This is a genomic window from Plantactinospora sp. BC1, assembly GCF_003030345.1.
In the GTDB taxonomy this organism is placed as follows: Bacteria; Actinomycetota; Actinomycetes; order Mycobacteriales; family Micromonosporaceae; genus Plantactinospora.
The window spans coordinates 1659695-1677617 of the sequence record NZ_CP028158.1 but is presented as its reverse complement, the minus strand read 5'-3'; the positions used below and the strand labels follow the sequence as shown (position 1 = coordinate 1677617).

General features: G+C 72.8%; 15 protein-coding genes. 9 read left to right on the top strand and 6 right to left on the bottom strand.

Translation table 11 applies throughout. The features are described 5' to 3' along the window. Positions 1-107 precede the first annotated feature (107 nt). The 3 genes from C6361_RS07140 to C6361_RS07130 form a co-directional block, all read right to left on the bottom strand. Complete coding sequence (locus C6361_RS07140) at positions 108-1259, bottom strand: trypsin-like peptidase domain-containing protein (protein WP_107267196.1); 1152 nt, start codon at positions 1257-1259, stop codon at positions 108-110. 198 nt (positions 1260-1457) lie between these two features. Then, positions 1458-2990, bottom strand: coding sequence for a hypothetical protein (locus tag C6361_RS07135; RefSeq protein ID WP_159079222.1), 1533 nt, complete (start codon positions 2988-2990; stop codon positions 1458-1460). A 216-nt stretch (positions 2991-3206) separates the two neighbouring features. Continuing rightward, positions 3207-3614 (bottom strand): four-helix bundle copper-binding protein, encoded by a 408-nt coding sequence (locus C6361_RS07130; RefSeq protein WP_107267194.1) that lies wholly within the window; start codon positions 3612-3614, stop codon positions 3207-3209. A gap of 384 nt (positions 3615-3998) precedes the next feature. Here C6361_RS07130 and C6361_RS07125 point away from each other — a divergent pair, with 384 nt between their 5' ends. From C6361_RS07125 to C6361_RS07090, 8 genes are all read left to right on the top strand, one after another. After that, entirely contained in the window at positions 3999-4544 is a 546-nt protein-coding gene (locus C6361_RS07125) for a DUF523 domain-containing protein (RefSeq protein WP_107267193.1), read from the top strand. 259 nt (positions 4545-4803) lie between these two features. Next, positions 4804-6321, top strand: a complete 1518-nt coding sequence (gene araA / locus C6361_RS07120) for an L-arabinose isomerase (protein ID WP_107270790.1) — start codon at positions 4804-4806, stop codon at positions 6319-6321. Between the two features lie 142 nt (positions 6322-6463). Further along, complete coding sequence (chvE, locus tag C6361_RS07115) at positions 6464-7591, top strand: multiple monosaccharide ABC transporter substrate-binding protein (protein ID WP_107263628.1); 1128 nt, start codon at positions 6464-6466, stop codon at positions 7589-7591. 114 nt (positions 7592-7705) lie between these two features. Continuing rightward, entirely contained in the window at positions 7706-9322 is a 1617-nt protein-coding gene (mmsA, locus tag C6361_RS07110; protein WP_107256532.1) for a multiple monosaccharide ABC transporter ATP-binding protein, read from the top strand. A gap of 6 nt (positions 9323-9328) precedes the next feature. Beyond that, positions 9329-10591 (top strand): multiple monosaccharide ABC transporter permease, encoded by a 1263-nt coding sequence (mmsB, locus tag C6361_RS07105; protein ID WP_107267192.1) that lies wholly within the window; start codon positions 9329-9331, stop codon positions 10589-10591. Positions 10592-10837: 246 nt separating this feature from the next. Continuing rightward, entirely contained in the window at positions 10838-11314 is a 477-nt protein-coding gene (locus C6361_RS07100) for a hypothetical protein (protein ID WP_107263627.1), read from the top strand. Next, positions 11311-13116: a glycoside hydrolase family 15 protein gene (locus tag C6361_RS07095; protein ID WP_107267191.1), complete on the top strand. Its 1806-nt coding sequence runs from the start codon at positions 11311-11313 to the stop codon at positions 13114-13116. Before C6361_RS07100 ends, C6361_RS07095 begins: the two co-directional genes overlap by 4 nt. A gap of 120 nt (positions 13117-13236) precedes the next feature. After that, complete coding sequence (locus C6361_RS07090; RefSeq protein WP_107267190.1) at positions 13237-13707, top strand: hypothetical protein; 471 nt, start codon at positions 13237-13239, stop codon at positions 13705-13707. 26 nt (positions 13708-13733) lie between these two features. On the opposite strand, the gene C6361_RS07085 is transcribed toward C6361_RS07090, so the two are convergent. Together C6361_RS07085 and C6361_RS07080 are read right to left on the bottom strand one after the other, a co-directional pair. After that, positions 13734-14633, bottom strand: a complete 900-nt coding sequence (locus tag C6361_RS07085) for an NAD-dependent deacylase (protein WP_107270789.1) — start codon at positions 14631-14633, stop codon at positions 13734-13736. 78 nt (positions 14634-14711) lie between these two features. Continuing rightward, positions 14712-15875, bottom strand: coding sequence for a glycosyltransferase (locus tag C6361_RS07080; RefSeq protein WP_159079221.1), 1164 nt, complete (start codon positions 15873-15875; stop codon positions 14712-14714). 37 nt (positions 15876-15912) lie between these two features. Between C6361_RS07080 and C6361_RS07075 the strand changes: the two genes are divergently transcribed. Then, positions 15913-17016: an NAD(P)-dependent oxidoreductase gene (locus C6361_RS07075; RefSeq protein WP_159079220.1), complete on the top strand. Its 1104-nt coding sequence runs from the start codon at positions 15913-15915 to the stop codon at positions 17014-17016. Here the strand turns inward: C6361_RS07075 and C6361_RS07070 are convergent. Next, positions 16898-17812: a phosphotransferase gene (locus C6361_RS07070; protein WP_107267188.1), complete on the bottom strand. Its 915-nt coding sequence runs from the start codon at positions 17810-17812 to the stop codon at positions 16898-16900. The genes C6361_RS07075 and C6361_RS07070 overlap by 119 nt on opposite strands. Between the last annotated feature and the right edge of the window lie 111 nt (positions 17813-17923).

Sequence of the window (17923 nt, the reverse complement as noted above, 5' to 3'; positions counted from 1 at the left end):
CGTGCGGCGAGCCGCGCCAGATAGTAGTACAGGCGCTCACTGCGGCACGGGCCTCACCGGTACCGGTCCGGTTCCACTCCGTCCGGTACCGGCGACTCTCGCGGTCGTTAACCCGCTCTGCCCCGGGCGTACCGTTGGACGCGGCCGGCGACGGCGACGAGGAGGACTCCGACGGCCGCCGAGAGCAGATAGCGGAGCCACTGCGCGGAATTCTCGACCGCGTCCCCGTCGACGTCGAGCCGGTGCTGTGCCCGCTCCCGGTACGTCTGCGCGGAGCTGTGCGAGGGTGCCAGCCGGAGGAGGTCGTCGAACCGTCGGATCGCCGTCGAGAACTGTCCCGCGAAGTAGGCGTGCAGCCCGTCCCGGTAGGCGCGGTCGACCTCGCTCAACCGGTTCGCGACTCCGGTACCGGCGAGCAGTGCGGCGACGGCCGTGGCGGGGACGAGTCGCCGGTTCCGGCCATCGGTCGCCGACGGGTCGCGGTCGGCGATGGCGAGGAGCCGACCCTCGGGGTCCAGCACCGGACTGCCCCGGAAGCTCGGCCCCAGGCCGTCGCCGGCCAGCCGATCCGGTGCGGCGGCGGCGACCTCGACCGGTCGGGCCCGCTGCCGGTACTCGTCGGAGCCGGTGTCGGGCTCGTCGGGTCCGTACCCCAGGACCACGACCTGGCTGCCCGGTTTCGGGTCGGCACCGGCGTGCACCTCGATCGCCGACAGGCCCGACCGGGACATCTTGACCAGGGCGAGGCCCTGCTCCACGCCGAGCAGGGTGGTCCGGATCGCGGGCGTGGCGGTGCTTCCCGGCCGGGCGACGCCGAGCTGCCCCCAGAGTGTCGACGCGGGTTGCTGGCCGGGACGCAGACCCGTGAAGGTGGCCGTCTCGCCGATGCTGCGGACGAAACCCTCCACCCCGTCGGCGGGCAGTCGCGCCGCCCCGACGAGGGTCTGTGCCAGCGCGTACCGGGCGTCGGCCAGCAGTTCCCGCTCGTCGGGCCGTACGCAGCCGCCGGCGGTGACGACGTGTCCGTCCGGGTTGACGATCACGCCACTGCACCGGCGGTGTACGGTCACCCGCTCCTGTCGGCTCGTGCCGTCCGGTTCGGCGTACCGCAGGTAGCCGGTGAACGTCGCCTCCAGATAGACGGTGCTCCGGCCGGCGACCGCGGTTGCCGGTTCGTTCGGGGTGAGTCCCGGTGCCGCGCTCGCGGGTGGGCCGGCCATGGCGACCGCGACGAGCGCGACCGCCGCCGCCGACGCCATCGCCGCGCTGCCCGGCCGAGCCGGCCCGGCTACGCTGGCCCGAGGGATTCGCCGTCGACCCGACCAGGCACGCCGGCCGGCGTCGGTGTCCCGGTGCGACGAGGTCGGCGCTGCGCCGCGATGGACGTCTCTGCTCACTGCCGGCCCGGATCCGTTCTCGGCTGCGCACACATGCGATTCAAGATTGTCGATCTGCAATCAGAAGATCAACGTATCACGGAGGTAGTTCGCGACCCGACGGATCTGGCCGGCGCCGTCCACCGGCGAGGTCATCCGGAGCACGATCTGGCGGTCGACATCGGCACCGGTGCGGTAGTAGCCGATCAGGACCAGCCCGTAGCGTCGCTCCGGAGTCCCCTCAAGATGGAACGACTCGGCGTAGAGGGCGGACCCTCCGGCGCGGTTCCATTGCAGCCCCCAGGCCTCCTCGGCCAGGCGCATCCGGTAGCGCGAGTCGCCGTCGCACGGCGAGCAGGACCGGACCACCAACTCGCCGCCGATCTCCGGCCCCGAACCCGGCGGTACCCCGCAGTTGTACTTCGCGTACCCCTCGGCCTGTCCGGCCGGCGTGCACTGCCAGGCCTGCGGAGTCTTGAGCGGGAAGCCGAGACCTTCGAGTTCGAGGGTGTGGAAGGGGAAACTCGGATTGAACTTCGGCCAGTCCGCCGGCCACTTCACCTCCTTCGGCGGCTCCTTGCCCGGCGCGACCGGCGGGGCGGTGGGGATCGCCACGGCGGACGGGGTGGGGCTGACCGACTCGGGGGCAGCGGTCGGTCGCGGCTCGGGGTCGTCGCCGTTGGCGGCCAGGGCGAAGATCGTCCCACCGCCGACCAGGAGCAGCACGACGAGTGCGGCGATGCCGATCCAGAGCCGGTTGCGGCGCGGCTTCGGTTCGGAGGGGACGATGTGCCGCACCGGCGAATAGAGCGGGTCGTATCCGGACGGGCTCGGCGACGGGTCGGCCGGGTACGCCTGCGGCATCTCGGGGAGCGGCTGCGGCGGCCCGGAGATGGAGTCCGGCGGTACCGAGACCTGGTAGGGCGGCCCGGAGTTCTGGTAGGGCGGCGCCGAACTCTGGTACGGCGGAGTGGAGATCTGGTGCGGTGGTGCCGAGGTCTGGTGCGGTGGTGCCGACGTCTGGTGCGGCGGCGCCGAGGTCTGGTGCGGCGGTGCCGAGGTCTGGTGCGGCGGCGCCGACGTCGGGGTGGCGTTCACCGGCGGCGTCGACTGTGGTGGCCCGGCCTGCCAGGGGGTCGGGGGCGGCACGCCCGGGGTGAGCCGGGTGGTGGGGCTGGCCAGTTCCTCGTCGTCGGCCGTCACGGAGCCGGTCGAGCCGGAGCCGTCCGTCGAGCCGGTGGCGTTCGGCGCGACGACGGCGGTCTTCATGGTCGGCGACTCGTCGTCTCCGAGCTGCTCCTGGGCGGGCCGGCACTCCATGCCCAGCGCCGCGAACAGCCGCTCGGCGCCGTTGGCCTCGCTGGCGGCGTAGGCGACCCAGGGCGCGGGGGCGGCGAATTCTGCGTGCACGTAACGGGGACCGCTCGAACCGGGCTGCGCCAGTGCGTGCGCGGTGCCGACGAAGGCGTCCCGCCAGCGCTGGTCACTCGCGACGGCGGCGTCCAGCACAGCCACCGTGTACGAGTTGCCCTGCCCGTCGATGGCGGACCAGACGCTGCCGACCTGGCAGAGGCTGACCGCCTCGATGAACTGGTACGGACCCACTGGCTGCATCCCAACCCACTTCCGCTTCGCCCTGTGCGGATCCTAGCGAGGCGAGACCAGTGCGCCCGAGGCCCCTCCAAGGGGTCCGGTGGTCGGGTAGTGCCCGCCGCAGTCGTCCGGTGATAGTACATGGGTACTGACTCAGGGTGTTCGGCGCGACGGGGACGAAGTGGACAGTGCCCGGACGACCGTCCGCTCGGTCGGGTCCCGGGGACGAATCGGGTGTCAGCCCATTGCCGCGAGCAGCTCCCGGGAGGCCCGTTCGGCCACCCGGCACGCCTCGGCGCAGATCCGGCAGTGCTCGTGCATCTTGGCGTGCCGCTCGCACTCCTCGGCGCAGGACCGGCAGGCGGTCGCGCACGCCTCGAGCAGGCTGCGGCTGAGGTTCGCGTCGTAGCCGGTGTGCCGGGACAGCACCCGGGCGGTGGCGGAGCAAACGTCGGCGCAGTCCAGGTCGGTCCGGATGCACTTGACGAGCTGGGCGACGTCCGCCTCGCTCAGGCAGGCGTCCGCGCACGAGGTGCAGGCCTGGGCGCAGGCGAGCAGCGCGTCGATCGACCTGGCCAGCAGGTCGCGGTCGAGGTTGATCTCTCCTGGGTACGTGGCCAGCATGGGTCGGGTGGCGGCAGTCATCTCCGCGCCTCCTCGCGTCGGCGGTCGGCTCCGCGTTCGTGGGCCGTCCACCTGCCGATACCCGGTGCCGCCGAGGTTCATTCGGGGCGCGACCGGGCGGGCAGTCTCGCCGGCTGGGACTGTCGAGCTGCCCCGTTTGGGCGCCCCTCGACTTCGTACCCGTGCTCTGGTCCCCGGTGTCCCCTCGGTGCCGGCCGCTCCCGCCGCCCGCTCGGTCGCCCGGTCGCGGCGTCGCTGCCCCGCCTGACGTTGCTTGCCCGGCGTGACGTCGGTTGCCCGGCCTGGGCGTCCGGGTCCGGCCTGATGTCGGTTGCGCCGCCTAGAATCGCTACCGGATCGCGCTGTTCCGTGCCGAGCTGTCGAGCGAACCGCGGAGGACCGGATATGGACGCCGCAACCGGTGCTGACGACGACCGACCGTCCGGGCCCGTGCCGGAGGGCGGCGCCCCGTTCCTGATGAGCGCCTGCCTGGCCGGCACCCGGTGCGCCTACGACGGCGGCGCCGCGAAGGAGGAGGTCGCGCCCGCCGCCGACGCCCGGGTCCGACTGGTCTGCCCGGAGGTGATGGGTGGGCTGCCGACCCCGCGCGACCGTGCGGAGATCGTCGGCGGGGACGGCTTCGACGTCCTGGACGGCCGTGCCCGGGTGCTGACCCACCGGGGCGAGGACGTCACCGAGGAGTACCTGGCGGGTGCCCGGCGGACCCTGCGGATCGCCCGGGCCACCGGGGCGGCAGGGGCGGTACTCCAGGACTACAGCCCCTCCTGCGGCTGCCGGCAGATCAGTGACGGGACGTTCCGGCGCAACCGGGTGGCGGGCCAGGGTGTCACGGCGGCCCTGTTGCTGCGCAACGGGTTCCGGGTCGTGGCGCACCACGAGTACGACGCCTCGGCGCCGTTCCCGCCCGACCCGGCGACACCCCGGGCCTGAGCGCCGAACGACCCGGGACCGAGCGCCGAAAGGCATCGAGGCGGGGTGTCGAAGCCATTCACGTCGACCGTTCGACGTGCCGGATCGACCGCTCGACGCCTCGACGTACTACCTGCGGATTCCCCGGTCTCCCGTTACTGAAGCGTTACGGTGTACGGTTTGACTGCTCCAATGTTAGCGGTAACACTCGGCTCGCGACGTGATCGCGACCAGACCGTCGGGGCTGGCAGGAGCCATGCCCCAAGTAGGAGAGGTGGACATGCCGCCGGCCACGCATCCGCAGATCTGGTTCCTCACCGGCAGCCAGCACCTGTACGGTCCGGAGACCCTCGACCAGGTCGCGTCCCAGTCGCAGCAGATCCTGCGTACGCTCACCGGCTCGGGTCAGATCGTCGCGGACATCGTCTGGAAACCCGTCCTCACCGAGGCGTCGGCGATCCGCGCGGTCCTGCTGGAGGCGAACGCCGACCCCGGCTGCCTCGGCGTGATCGCCTGGATGCACACCTTCTCGCCGGCCAAGATGTGGATCACCGGCCTGGACGCGCTGCGCAAGCCCCTGCTGCACCTGCACACCCAGCTCAACGAGGCGCTGCCCTGGGAGTCCATCGACATGGACTTCATGAACCTCAACCAGGCCGCCCACGGTGACCGGGAGTTCGGCTTCATCCAGACCCGACTCGGGCTGGCCCGCAAGACCGTCGCCGGACACGCCTCCGACCCGACCGTGGTGACCCGGATCGACGAGTGGGCCCGCGCCGCGCTCGGCTACGCGCACCTGCGCAACCTCCGGCTGGCCCGGTTCGGCGACAACATGCGCGACGTCGCCGTCACCGAGGGCGACAAGGTGGAGGCGGAGCTGCGCTTCGGCGTCTCGGTGAACACCTACGGGGTCAACGACCTGGTCGAGGTGGTGGACCGGGTCGCCGACCAGGAGGTCGAGCGCCTGGTCGGCGAGTACGCCGACACCTACCGGCTCGCCCCGGAGCTGGCCAAGGACGGCGACCGGCACGAGTCGCTGCGGTACGCGGCCCGGATCGAGGCGGGCCTGCGGGAGTTCCTCGTCGACGGCGGGTTCGGGGCGTTCACCACGAACTTCCAGGATCTCGGCGGGCTGCGGCAACTGCCCGGACTCGCCGTACAGCGGCTGATGGCCGACGGCTACGGCTTCGGCGGCGAGGGCGACTGGAAGACCTCGACCCTGCTCGCCGCAGTCAAGGCGATGGGTGCCGGATCGCCCCGGGGCACCTCGTTCATGGAGGACTACACCTATCACTTCGGGCCGGGCGAGCCGAAGATCCTCGGCGCGCACATGCTGGAGGTCTGCCCCAGCATCGCGAGCGCCCGCCCGTCCTGCGAGATCCATCCGCTCGGCATCGGCGGCCGTGAGGATCCGGTCCGGCTCGTCTTCGACGCCACCCCCGGCCCCGGGGTGGTGATCGGGATGGCCGATCTCGGCGAGCGGTTCCGCCTCGTCGCCAACGAGATCGAGGTGGTGCCGCCGGACGAGCCGATGCCCCGGCTCCCGGTCGCCCGGGCGGTGTGGAAGCCGGCGCCGTCGCTGAGCACCTCGGCCGAGTCGTGGCTCACCGCCGGGGGGCCGCACCACACGGTGCTGACCCAGGCGGTGGGTTCGGCCACGCTGCGCGACTTCGCCGACATGCTGCACACCGAGCTGGTGCTGATCGACGAGCGGACCACGACCGCCGACTTCCGGGACCGGCTGCGCTGGAACCAGGCATACCACCGACTCGCCCAGGGTCTGCCCGGCCGGGGCTGACCCGACCGGCGGGGCACGCACCCGGGGGCACGTCGCCCGGGCGGCCGTGAGACCGTCACCCGCACCGGCCCGCCGACCGTCCCGTGACCCGGGCCGGCGGCGGACCGGGACCCGCACGCCGTACCAGGAAATGGAGGACCAGATGAAATTCGTCCGGCTCGCGGCGGTGGCCAGCGCCGCCACGCTCGCCGTCGCGCTCACCGCGTGCGGATCGAGCACCAAGACCGTGGACCAGGAGGCCGGCTCCGGCGACAACGCCGGGGCGCTCGTCGGGGTCACCATGCCGACGAAGTCCTCCGAGCGGTGGATCCACGACGGCAACAACGTCAAGGCGGGCCTGGAGAAGCTCGGCTTCAAGGTCGACCTCCAGTACGCCCAGGACGACATCCCCACCCAGGTGGCCCAGATCGAGAACCAGATCACCAAGGGCGCCAAGGTGCTGATCATCGCCTCGATCGACGGCACCGCCATCACCACCCAGTTGCAGAACGCGGCGGACAACAAGATCCCGGTCATCGCGTACGACCGGCTGATCCGCAACAGCCCGAACGTCGACTACTACGCCACCTTCGACAACTTCAAGGTCGGGGTGCAGCAGGCGACCTCGCTGCTGGTCGGGCTGAAGCTGAAGAACGAGGACGGCAGCGACGGCACCGCCAAGGGCCCGTTCAACATCGAACTCTTCGCCGGCTCGCCGGACGACAACAACGCCACCTTCTTCTTCAACGGCGCGATGTCGGTGCTCCAGCCGTACATCGACAAGGGCACCCTGGTGGTCAAGAGCGGGCAGAAGGACTTCAAGACCGTCGCGATCCTGCGCTGGGACGCCGGCACCGCCCAGCGCCGGATGGAGGACCTGCTGACCAAGACGTACAGCAGCGGGGTGAAGGTCGACGGCGTGCTCTCGCCGTACGACGGGCTGTCGATCGGCATCCTGTCGGCGCTGAAGAGCAACGGCTACGGCACCACCGGGCAGCCGTACCCGATCGTGACCGGGCAGGACGCCGAGGTCGCCTCGGTGAAGTCCATCATCGCCGGTGAGCAGTACTCGACCATCTACAAGGACACCCGGCAGCTCGCCGAGGTGGCGATCAAGATGGCCGACGCGGTGCTCAAGGGGAGCAAGCCCGAGGTCAACAACGAGAAGGACTACGACAACGGCAACAAGGTCGTGCCCTCCTTCCTGCTCGACCCGGTGATCGTCAACAAGGCCAACTACAAGGCGGCGCTGATCGACACCGGCTACTACAAGCCGGAGCAGCTCCAGTAGTACGGTCGCGGCGGTCGCCCCGGGTCCGATCCCCGCGAGGCGCCCGCCGCACCATGCCGGCCCCGACACCGGCGCCCCCGGCCCACCCACCGACCCAAAAGGCGATCCATTGGCATGACCGACGACATTCTGCGGATGCGGGACATCACCAAGACCTTTCCCGGGGTACGCGCGCTGCACGAGGTCAGCCTCTCGGTGCGCCGGGGTGAGATCCACGCGATCTGCGGCGAGAACGGCGCCGGGAAGTCCACCCTGATGAAGGTGCTCTCCGGGGTCTACCCGCACGGCTCGTACTCCGGGGAGATTTCCTTCGACGGCGAGCCCTGCGAGTTCGCCGACATCCGGGACAGCGAGCGGCGCGGCATCGTCATCATCCACCAGGAGCTGGCGCTCTGCCCGCAGCTCTCGATCGCCGAGAACATCTTCCTCGGCAACGAGCGGGCCAGCCGTGGGCTGATCGACTGGAACCGGACCAACCACGAGGCCGCCGAGCTGCTGGCCCGGGTCGGACTCCACGAGAACCCGGTGACCCAGGTCAGCGACATCGGCGTCGGCAAGCAGCAGCTCGTCGAGATCGCCAAGGCGCTTTCCAAGCGGGTCCGGCTGCTCATCCTCGACGAGCCCACCGCCGCGCTCAACGACCGGGACTCGGCGCACCTGCTCGACCTGCTGCGCGGCCTGCGCGACCAGGGCATCACCTGCGTGATCATCTCGCACAAGCTGAACGAGATCGCCGCGATCGCCGACCGGATCACCATCCTGCGGGACGGCCGGACGATCGAGACCCTGGACCCCGCCACCGACGTGGTGACCGAGGACCGGATCATCTCCGGGATGGTGGGCCGGGACCTCGACCACCGGTTCCCGCCGCGCGAGCCGCGGATCGGCAGCGAGGTGCTGCGGATCGAGGACTGGACGGTGCACAGCCCCAACCAGCACGGCCGGGTGGTGGTCTCGAACGCCAACCTCACGCTGCGGCGCGGCGAGATCGTCGGGCTGGCCGGGCTGATGGGGGCCGGCCGTACCGAGCTGGCGATGAGCGTCTTCGGGCGGTCGTACGGGACGGACATCTCCGGCCGGCTGGTCAAGGACGGTCGGGAGATCACCGTACGGTCGGTGCGGGACGCGATCCGGCACGGCATCGCGTACGCGACCGAGGACCGCAAGCGGTACGGCCTCAACCTGATCGAGGACATCAAGCGGAACGTCTCGGCCGCCGGTCTGAGCCGGCTGGCCCGGCGCGGCTGGGTCGACGACCACCGGGAGTTCCAGGTCGCCGACGAGTTCCGGGCCAGCATGAACATCAAGGCGCCGAGCGTGCTGAGCGTGACCGGCAAGCTCAGCGGCGGCAACCAGCAGAAGGTCGTACTCTCGAAGTGGATCTTCACCAATCCGGACGTGCTGATCCTCGACGAGCCGACCCGGGGCATCGACGTCGGCGCCAAGTACGAGATCTACTCGATCATCAACCGGCTCGCCGACGAGGGCAAGGCCATCCTGGTCATCTCGTCGGAGCTGCCCGAGCTGCTCGGCCTCTGCGACCGCATCTACACCCTCTCCGCCGGCCGGGTCACCGCCGAGGTGCCCCGCGCGGAGGCGACCCAGGAACACCTGATGCGGTACATGACCAAGGGCCAGGCCGACCACGGCGACGCCCGCACCACCTCGGACGACCCCGACCCGGCGGACGCCGCCGGACGTCCGAGCGGACCGACGAACGGACAGGAGTAGACCTCGATGAGCGCCACCGCACCCACCAACGCCGATGTCGCGGTGAGCGGCCCCGGTCTCGGTGAACCGTCCGCCCCGGCCGGCGGTCCCGGCCGACGGCTGTCGATCAACCTGCGGCAGAGCGGCATCTACGTCGCCTTCGCGTTGATCGTGCTGCTCTTCTCGGTGCTGACCGACGGGGCCCTGCTCCAGCCGCAGAACATCTCCAACATCGTCGTGCAGAACTCGTACGTGCTGATCCTGGCGATCGGCATGATCCTGATCATCATCGCCGGGCACATCGACCTCTCCGCCGGCTCGGTGGTGGCGGTCACCGGGGCGGTCGCGGCCGTGCTGATGGTGGAACACGACGTACCGTGGCCGCTGGCCCTGCTGATCACCCTCGTCGTCGGCGGCCTGATCGGTGCCTGGCAGGGCTTCTGGATCGCCTACTTCGGCATCCCGGCCTTCATCGTGACCCTGGCCGGGATGCTGCTCTTCCGGGCGCTCACCCTGACCGTCCTCGGCAACCAGGGCATCGGCCCGTTCCCGGACCCGGTGCGTACCCTCGCCAACGGCTTCACCGAGGGCTACCTCGGCAACGTCGGGCTCGGCCCGCTGGGCGGCGCCGACCTGTTCAGCCTGCTGGTCGGGATCGCCGCGATGGCCGGCATCGTCCTGGTGCAGTGGCGCGGCCGGATGGCCCGGCTCGGCTACCAGCAGACCGTCGAGCCGCTGCCGCTCTTCGTCCTCAAGCTCGCCCTGGCCGGCGTCGTGGTGATGACGGTGATCGTGCAGTTGGCCCGGTTCAAGAACCTGCCCTGGGTGCTGATCCTGCTCGCCGGGCTGATCCTGGCGTACTCGCTGCTGACCAGCCGGGCCGTCTTCGGCCGGCAGATCTACGCCGTCGGCGGCAACCTCCAGGCCGCGACCCTGAGCGGCGTCAAGGTCAAGTCGGTGATCTTCTGGATCTTCGTCAACATGGGCGTGCTCTCCGCGCTCGCCGGCATCATCTTCGCCGGCCGGCTCAACCAGGCCGGCCCGACCGCCGGCAACGCCTTCGAACTCGACGCCATCGCGGCGGCGTTCATCGGCGGGGCGGCCGTGCAGGGTGGCGTCGGCAAGGTGGTCGGGGCGATCACCGGTGGCCTGATCATGGGCGTGATCAACAATGGCATGTCGCTGATGGGCGCGCCGAGCGAGCGGGTGATGCTGGTCAAGGGCGCCGTACTCCTCGCCGCGGTGGCCTTCGACGTCTGGACCAAGCGCCGCGCCGGAGCCTCCCGGTAACTCGCTCGCCGGACCGAGCTGCCGTTCCCCGGTGCTCGCCCGGCGAGCCGTACCGTCCGGGAGCACGCTGCCGCATACGGTAGATATCCGGACGAATTCGGGTCGGGTGCGTGTCGAGGCGCCGGGCGCCCCGCTGCGCCGCGATCCCCGCGCAGGAGGCAGGAGGCAGGTCGATGGTCGATCCGGTACGCGCCCCGGCGACCGGGCCCGGCCGGCGTGTCCCGGCGGTCGGCCGCGCCGGCTGAGATGGACTGGGCGGGATGGGCACTCTTCGGGGTGGTGGCCACCGCCGCGCTCACCGCGGCGATGATCGCCGCGCAACTCGCCGGGCTCACCCGGGTCGACCTGCCGCTGATCCTCGGCACCCTGGTCACCGAGGACCCCGACCGGGCCCGGGTGGCCGGGTTCTTCATCCACCTGCTGACCGGTCAGGGGTTCGCGCTCGGCTACGCCGCGACGTTCGCCCTGCTCGGACGGGCCACCTGGTGGCTCGGCGCGCTGCTCGGCATGGTGCACGTCGGCATCGCGCTGACGGTACTGCTGCCGCTGCTGCCCGGCGTACATCCCCGGATGGCCTCGGCCAGGGCCGGCCCGGCCAGTACGGCGGTGCTGGAGCCGCCCGGCCTGCTCGCCCTGAACTACGGGATGCAGACCCCGACGGTCACGGTGGCCGTGCACCTCCTCTACGGGGCCGTCCTCGGGCTGCTCCTCCAGGCCCGATGAGCCCGGTCGGCGCGGCCGGGCCGGCACCGCCGATCGCGGACTACGGGCTGCTCGGCGACACCCGCACGGCGGCCCTGGTCTCCAGCGCCGGCGCGATCGACTGGATGTGCGTACCCCGCTTCGACGGCGCGCCCCTGTTCGGCAGGCTCGTCGGCGGTCCGGCGGCCGGCACCTACCGGATCGGCCCGGCCCGACCCGCCGAGCTGGTCGAGCGGCGGTACCGGCCGGACAGCACCACCCTGCGGACCACCTGGGCGATCGGAGAGCGACGCCTCACCCTCACCGAGGGGATGGTCGCCGAGGTCACCGGTCGACTGCTGCCGACGACCCTGCTGGTCCGGCGCCTCCACGCCGAGGGCGGCCCCGCCGACGCCGTCGTCGAGTTCGACCCCCGGCTCGGCGCCGGCCACCGGCCGCCCCGGACACGACGGCACGGGCCGGTCTCGGTCTGCGAGTGGAATGGACTCGCGGTCTCGCTGAGCTGCGCTCCCGGGCCGGTCGTCGAAGCCGGCCGGCCGGCCCCGATCACCGTCCACCCGGGCCGGCCGGTCACCTTCGTACTGGTGGTGGCCCACCGGGAACCACTGGTCCAGGTGGATCCGGAGGCGGCCTGGGAACTGCTGCGCGCCGACGAGACGTACTGGCGGACCTGGGTCGCCGACCTCGACCCCGAACTGCCGTTCCGGGACGCGGTGGCGCGTAGCCTGCTCACCCTGCGGCTGTTGACCCACTCGCCGTCGCATGCCCCGGTCGCCGCGCCGACCACCTCGCTGCCGGAGCAGCCCGGCGGGGTACGGAACTGGGACTACCGCTACGTCTGGCCCCGGGACGCCAGCATCGGCATCGCCGCCTTCCTCGGCGTCGGCAAGCCCGACCAGGCCCGGGGCTTCCTCGCCTGGCTGTTGCGGGCCAGCCGGTTGCAGCGACCGCGCCTGCCGGCACTGTTCACCCTGGACGGACTGCGGGTGCCGGCGGAGCGGCAGCTCGACGGCTGGCCCGGCTACGCCGGCAGCATCCCGGTACGCGTCGGCAACGGTGCCGCCGGCCAGCACCAGCTCGACGGCTACGGCTGGATCGTCGACGCCGGCTGGGTATACGCGCGGGGCGGACACCGCCTCGACGCCGAGACCTGGCGGGCGGTACGCGGCTTCGCCGACGTGGTCGCCCGGCGCTGGCCGGAACCCGACGCCGGCATCTGGGAGCTGCGCCACCCCACCCAGCAGGTGCACTCCAAGCTGATGGGCTGGCTCGCGCTGGACCGGGCGCTGCGGATCGCCGAGACCCATCCGATCCCGGACCGGCAGCGGCGACGCTGGCGCGACGCCCGACAGGCGATCGTCGACGACGTGCGGGTGCACGGCGTCGACCCCGAGCGGGGCAACTACGTCCGCGGCTACGGATCCCGGGAAGTCGACGCCGCGCTGCTGGTACTCCCACTGCTCGGCATCGAGGACGCCGGTTCGCCCCGGGTGGAGCGCACCATCGAGGCGATCCGGAGCGACCTGGGCGCGGGCGGTCCGCTGCTCTACCGCTACCCGCCCGGCCGGGACGGCCTGCCCGGCTCCGAGGCGGCCTTCCTGCCCTGCTCCTTCTGGCTGGTCCAGGCGCTCGCCGGCACCGGGCGGCGGGCCGAGGCGGTCGAGCTGTTCCGGGCACTCCTCGACCGGGCGAGCCCGTTGGGTCTCTACGCCGAGGAGATGGACCCGGTGACCGGCGCCCACCTCGGCAACTATCCGCAGACCCTCACCCACGCCGCACTCGTGCAGGCCGTACTCGCGATCCGGTCGGCACCGGTTTCCTAGCGGTGCGCGGCCGGGGAGTGCGGTGCCGGGTGGCCGGCGACGCCCGGGCGGGGACCTGCGGGGGTGCGCGGCTTTCGTACGATTCCCATCGTCCGAGGACACCGGATCGGAAGGCAGGCCGTGGACTCGTCTCTCGCGCTCCTCATCGGCGCCACCGCCGTCTGTGCCGGCGCCGTCGGCTACCTGGTCCCACCGCGCGCCCTCGGGCCGCGTCACGCCGCCGTGGCCGTCGCGGTCGGCGTCACCGGGAGCTTCCTGCTGATGCTTCTCCTCGCCAGCGTGGCGCTTCCGGCGGTGCTGGGATTCGTCGCCCTCTTCGCCGCCGCCGTCGCCTATCCGGTCTTCCGCCGCGACCTCGGTCCCCGCCGGGCCGGTGTGGCCGCCGCCGGCTCGGCGGCCGTCGTCACCGTGAGCTTCCTCTTCGTGGTCTACCTCGCCGTGATCGCCTTCATCGCCGCCATCGGCGTCTACCTGTTGCTCCGGGACCGGGTCCGGATCGCCCCAGCGCTGATCATGACCGGTACCACCCTCGGCGGGCTGCTCGCCGCCTCGGCGCTGGTCTTCTGGGTCAGCCTCACCTACGTCATGTGACACCACCGCTCAGCACGCGCGGCGGATCAGGTGCTTCCGCTGTACTGCCGGGCGGCGGCGATGAGGGCGGGGAGCACCTCGGCCGCGGTTCCGCGCAGGTTGATCGCGCAGACCGGGTCGAGCGGCGTCGGTTCCGGGTTCACCTGGATCACGGTGGCACCGGAGCGTGCCGCGATCCCGGGGATCTCGGCGGCCGGATAGACGACCCCGGAGGTGCCGACCGCCAGCAGTACGTCGCAGCCGGCGGCGGCCCTGATCGCCGCGCTCAACGCCGCCTCCGGGAGCGCCTCGCCGAACCACACCACGCCGGGCCGGACCAGCGCACCGCAGCGGGTGCAGCGCGGCGGCGGCAGCCGGCCGCCCTCGCCCGGATCGACGGCCCCGGCGTCCTCGCCCGGATCGACGGCCCCGGCGTCCTCGCCCGGATCGACGGCCCCGGCGTCCTCGCCCGGATCGACGGCCCCGGCGTCCTCGCCCGGATCGACGGTCCCGCCGTCCTCCGGCTCCGTCAGGGCGGCCGGGTGGGCGGCCGCGGCGATGCACCGGGGAGCGAAGAGGCTGCCGTGCAGGTGCACCGGGGAAGCGGAGCCGGCCCGCTCGTGCAGGTCGTCGACGTTCTGGGTCACCACCACCGTGTCGGGGACCAGCGCCTGGAGGGCGGCAATGGCGAAGTGCCCCGGATTCGGCTCGGCCCGGCGTACCCGGGCGCGCCGCCACTCGTACCAGCCCCACACCAGGTCCGGGTCGGCGTGGAACGCCTCCGGGGTGGCGAGTCGCGCCGGAGCGAAGCGGGCCCACAACCCGGTGAGGTCGTCCCGGAAGGTCGGTACGCCGCTCTCGGCCGACATCCCGGCACCGGTGAAGACGACGACCCGACGAGCCCGGGCGAGCAGCCCGGCGGCCTCGGATGGCAGAACCTGCTCCATCCGATAGATCCTGCCACCGGCGAAGCGGGGTGGCGCACGCCCGTTCGGCACCACCGGCGGCGCCCCGAGCCGATCCCTTCACCGTGCCCGCTCCTGCACCGCCTCCCGGTAGAGCTCCACCAGCGTCCGCCCGTGCGCCGCCCAGGACCGGGGAGCGACACCGGCCGCCGCCGGGGGTGGGCCGGCGGCGAGGGACTCGTCGATCGCCCGGGCCGTCGCCTCCACGTCGTCCGGGTCGACCAGCCGCGCCGCCGCGCCGAGCAGCTCCCGGTAGGTGGGGATGTCGGCGGCGACCACCGGCGCCCCGGCAGCCAGCGCCTCCAGCGGCGGAAACCCGAAACCCTCGCTGGCCGAGAGACTGACCACGGCACCGGCCCGCCGGTACAGCGCCTGCAACGCGCCGTCCTGGACTGCGCCGAGCAGCACCGCGTCGGTGCCGACCGGATGCTCGGCGACCTGATCGGCACCGGTACCGCCGGGCGCGAAGTCGCCGCCCACCAGGACCAGCGGTACGCCGCGACGCCGGCTGGTCGTCCGGGCGTACGCGTCCAGCACGGCACCGATCCGCTTGTGCGCCCGGGCCAGCCCGACGTAGAGGACGAACCCGTGCAGCGGCGGTACCGCCCCGTCCGGCGGTGCCGGTGCGGCCAGCAGATGGTCGCTGCCCCAGGAGCTGACCCGCAGTGGCGCGTCCGCCCGTACGCTGGCCCGGAACTGCCCGGCGACCGTCTCGGTCGGTACGACGATCCGGGCCGCCGTCGCCGCGAGGTGCGCCATCATCAGGCCGTAGTACTCCTCGTGGGCCGAGGCGGGGCGCGTCCGGGCGGCCGGTGCCGGCGGGGTCAGTACGCGCAGTTCCGCCACCGCCCGGCGCAGCGCCGCGAGGTCGGCGGCACCGAACCGCGCGGCGAACGCCTGGTCCGAATAGCAGAGACCGGGATCGAGCAGCCGGACGACGTCGTGCACGGTCACCACCAGCGGGATGCCGGGATCGGGCCACGGGATCCGGTAGTCGAACAGGTGGATCACGTCCGCGTCGAAGCGTCGGGCGGCGTCGAGCAGCTCGTCCGCCTCCGCCGAGCCGTACCGGGGTGTCCCGGTCGGCGCCAGGACGTCGAGCCGGATCCGACCGGCGGACCGCAGCGCCGCGACGGTGCAGCGGGTGTAGCGACCGATGCCGTCGGGAGCGTCGATCCGCCCGTCCACCAGCACCCGGATCACCGCCGCCACCTCACTGGACATGGTGCGAACGAATGCATGGCCATCTATCCTTCCTGGCATGGGGCCGGGTCGCGCCAGCACGGCCCGCCCGGTGACCGTCGCCGGTTCTCCGGTGCTCGTCACGGGCGGAGCCGGCTTTCTGGGCATCGCCGTGGTCCGGCGGCTGCGTGCCGCCGGCCAGTCGGTCGCCATCCTCGACGACGGCAGCGCGGGCACGCTGCGCCGGCTGCACGCGTTCGCCGACGACGCCGGGGTGGTGCACCACCGGGCGAGCATCTGCGACGCCGACACGGTGGCCGAGCTGCACCGTGCCGTACGGCCCTGGGCCGTGGTCCACCTGGCGGCGAAGCACTTCATCCCGGACTGCGAGCGCGATCCGGAGGAGACCGCCCGGGTGAACGTCTCCGGTACGGCCAGCCTGCTCGCCGCCTGGCGGGCCCACCGTCCCCGGCGGTTCGTCTTCGCCTCCTCCGCGGCCGTCTACGCCGACTCCACCGGGCCGCTCTCCGAACGTTCCCGGTGCGCGCCGTGCACCGTCTACGGCGAGACCAAGCTGGCCGGGGAGCGGCTGGTGCACCGGCACGCGGCCCGGCACGGGGTGGCCGCGCTCTCGGTCCGGCTCTTCAACCTCTACGGCCCGGCCCCGACCGCCGACCATCTGGTCCCGACGACGATCGCCCAGGCCCGGGCCGGTGGCGGGTTGCACCTGGGCGACCTGCGGACGGTACGCGACTACGTCTTCGTCGAGGACGCCGCCGACGCGGTCGTGGCGCTGCTGGCCCGGGGCGCCACCGGCCGGGTGAACGTCGGCACCGGTCGGGGCAGCACCGGCCGGGAGGTGGTGGCCGGAATCCTGGAGGTGCTCGGGCTCTCCGGCACGGTCGCGCGCGATCCGGCCCGTACCCGGGTGTCGGACAGCCCGACCGTGGTCGCCGACATCCGTCGGCTCCGCGCGCTGCTGCCGGCGTGGCGGCCGGTTCCGCTCCGCGAGGGCCTGGCGCGTACGGTACGGCTGCCAGCGGTCGAGCCTCGGCACGGCGCGGTCAGCGGTGCGTACCGGACGGCATCGGATCCGGCGCCGGCAGCCAGGTCAAAAGCTCCGGCCGACGGGCCCGCAACTGCACCGCCAGCCGTCGGGCGGCCGCCGGGCGGCGCTGGTTGAGCAGGTCGAACCGGCGTCGGGCCAGCATCAGCGGCAGCAGCCGGTCGAGCTGCTCGTGGTCGACCCCCGCGCCGTAACCGGCGACGGCCGATTCCACGGTGCCGCCGAGACCGAGGTCGACCGCGATGCACCAGGCCAGGTCGAGCATGGGCGGCCCGACCTGGATGGCGCCCGGGTCGAGCACGGCCCGCAGCCGGCTACCGGTGAACAGCACGTTGTGCCCGACCGCCATGTCGCCGTGGATCGCCGTCATCGGCGCCCCGTGGCAGGCCCGGTCGAGCGCCGCCACCAGGCGCAGCGCGCACGCGGGGTCGCGTAGCCGGATCTCGCCGAAGAACATCGCGGCGGTGCCCGGGGCGTCCAGCCGACGGCCGAGCACCGGTGCCCGGTCGTGCCAGCGGCGCATCGCCGCGCAGACCGCCCGCTGGCGGCGGGGCAGCAGCGGACCGGCGCCGCCGTGCGACCCCGGTACCCGTTCCAGCACGGTCCACCACCGGCGTTCGCCGCCGGCCAGGATCTCGCCGTGGTCGAGCAGGGCGGGTGCCGGGATGCCGGCGGCGACGCGTACCCGCTCGTAGCCGAGGCAGACCGCCAGCGTCTCGTGCCGACGGTGCTGCACCTTGATCAGGGTACGGCGGCCCGGCACCACGGCCACGCCGGTACGGTCCGGCGCCGGACCGTCGTAGGCGGGGCTGCGCGCCGCCGCCCGGACCAGCGCGTCGACCACCTCGCCCGGCAGCTCGCCGGCCGACGGCGTCGCCGCGTCGCTCAGGTCGAGCGGCCCGCAGGGCGGCACGCTCGCCCTCCGCGCGCCCGCCGGTGGCTCGCCCGCCGACCACTCATCCGCCGGTGGCTCGCCTGCCGGCCGCTCGCCTGCCGGCCGCTCGCCTGCCGGCCGCTCGCCTGC

What these genes read in the sequence shown, in the direction of transcription:
- C6361_RS07075 (WP_159079220.1), top strand. Translation starts at nt 15,913, where the DNA reads ATGGGGCCGGGTCGCGCCAGCACGGCCCGCCCGGTGACCGTCGCCGGT.
- C6361_RS07100 (WP_107263627.1), top strand. Translation starts at nt 10,838, where the DNA reads ATGGACTGGGCGGGATGGGCACTCTTCGGGGTGGTGGCCACCGCCGCG.
- C6361_RS07095 (WP_107267191.1), top strand. Translation starts at nt 11,311, where the DNA reads ATGAGCCCGGTCGGCGCGGCCGGGCCGGCACCGCCGATCGCGGACTAC.
- C6361_RS07140 (WP_107267196.1), bottom strand. Translation starts at nt 1,259, where the DNA reads ATGGCGTCGGCGGCGGCGGTCGCGCTCGTCGCGGTCGCCATGGCCGGC.
- C6361_RS07130 (WP_107267194.1), bottom strand. Translation starts at nt 3,614, where the DNA reads ATGACTGCCGCCACCCGACCCATGCTGGCCACGTACCCAGGAGAGATC.
- chvE (WP_107263628.1), top strand. Translation starts at nt 6,464, where the DNA reads ATGAAATTCGTCCGGCTCGCGGCGGTGGCCAGCGCCGCCACGCTCGCC.
- mmsB (WP_107267192.1), top strand. Translation starts at nt 9,329, where the DNA reads ATGAGCGCCACCGCACCCACCAACGCCGATGTCGCGGTGAGCGGCCCC.
- C6361_RS07080 (WP_159079221.1), bottom strand. Translation starts at nt 15,875, where the DNA reads ATGTCCAGTGAGGTGGCGGCGGTGATCCGGGTGCTGGTGGACGGGCGG.
- araA (WP_107270790.1), top strand. Translation starts at nt 4,804, where the DNA reads ATGCCGCCGGCCACGCATCCGCAGATCTGGTTCCTCACCGGCAGCCAG.
- mmsA (WP_107256532.1), top strand. Translation starts at nt 7,706, where the DNA reads ATGACCGACGACATTCTGCGGATGCGGGACATCACCAAGACCTTTCCC.
- C6361_RS07135 (WP_159079222.1), bottom strand. Translation starts at nt 2,990, where the DNA reads ATGCAGCCAGTGGGTCCGTACCAGTTCATCGAGGCGGTCAGCCTCTGC.
- C6361_RS07085 (WP_107270789.1), bottom strand. Translation starts at nt 14,633, where the DNA reads ATGGAGCAGGTTCTGCCATCCGAGGCCGCCGGGCTGCTCGCCCGGGCT.
- C6361_RS07125 (WP_107267193.1), top strand. Translation starts at nt 3,999, where the DNA reads ATGGACGCCGCAACCGGTGCTGACGACGACCGACCGTCCGGGCCCGTG.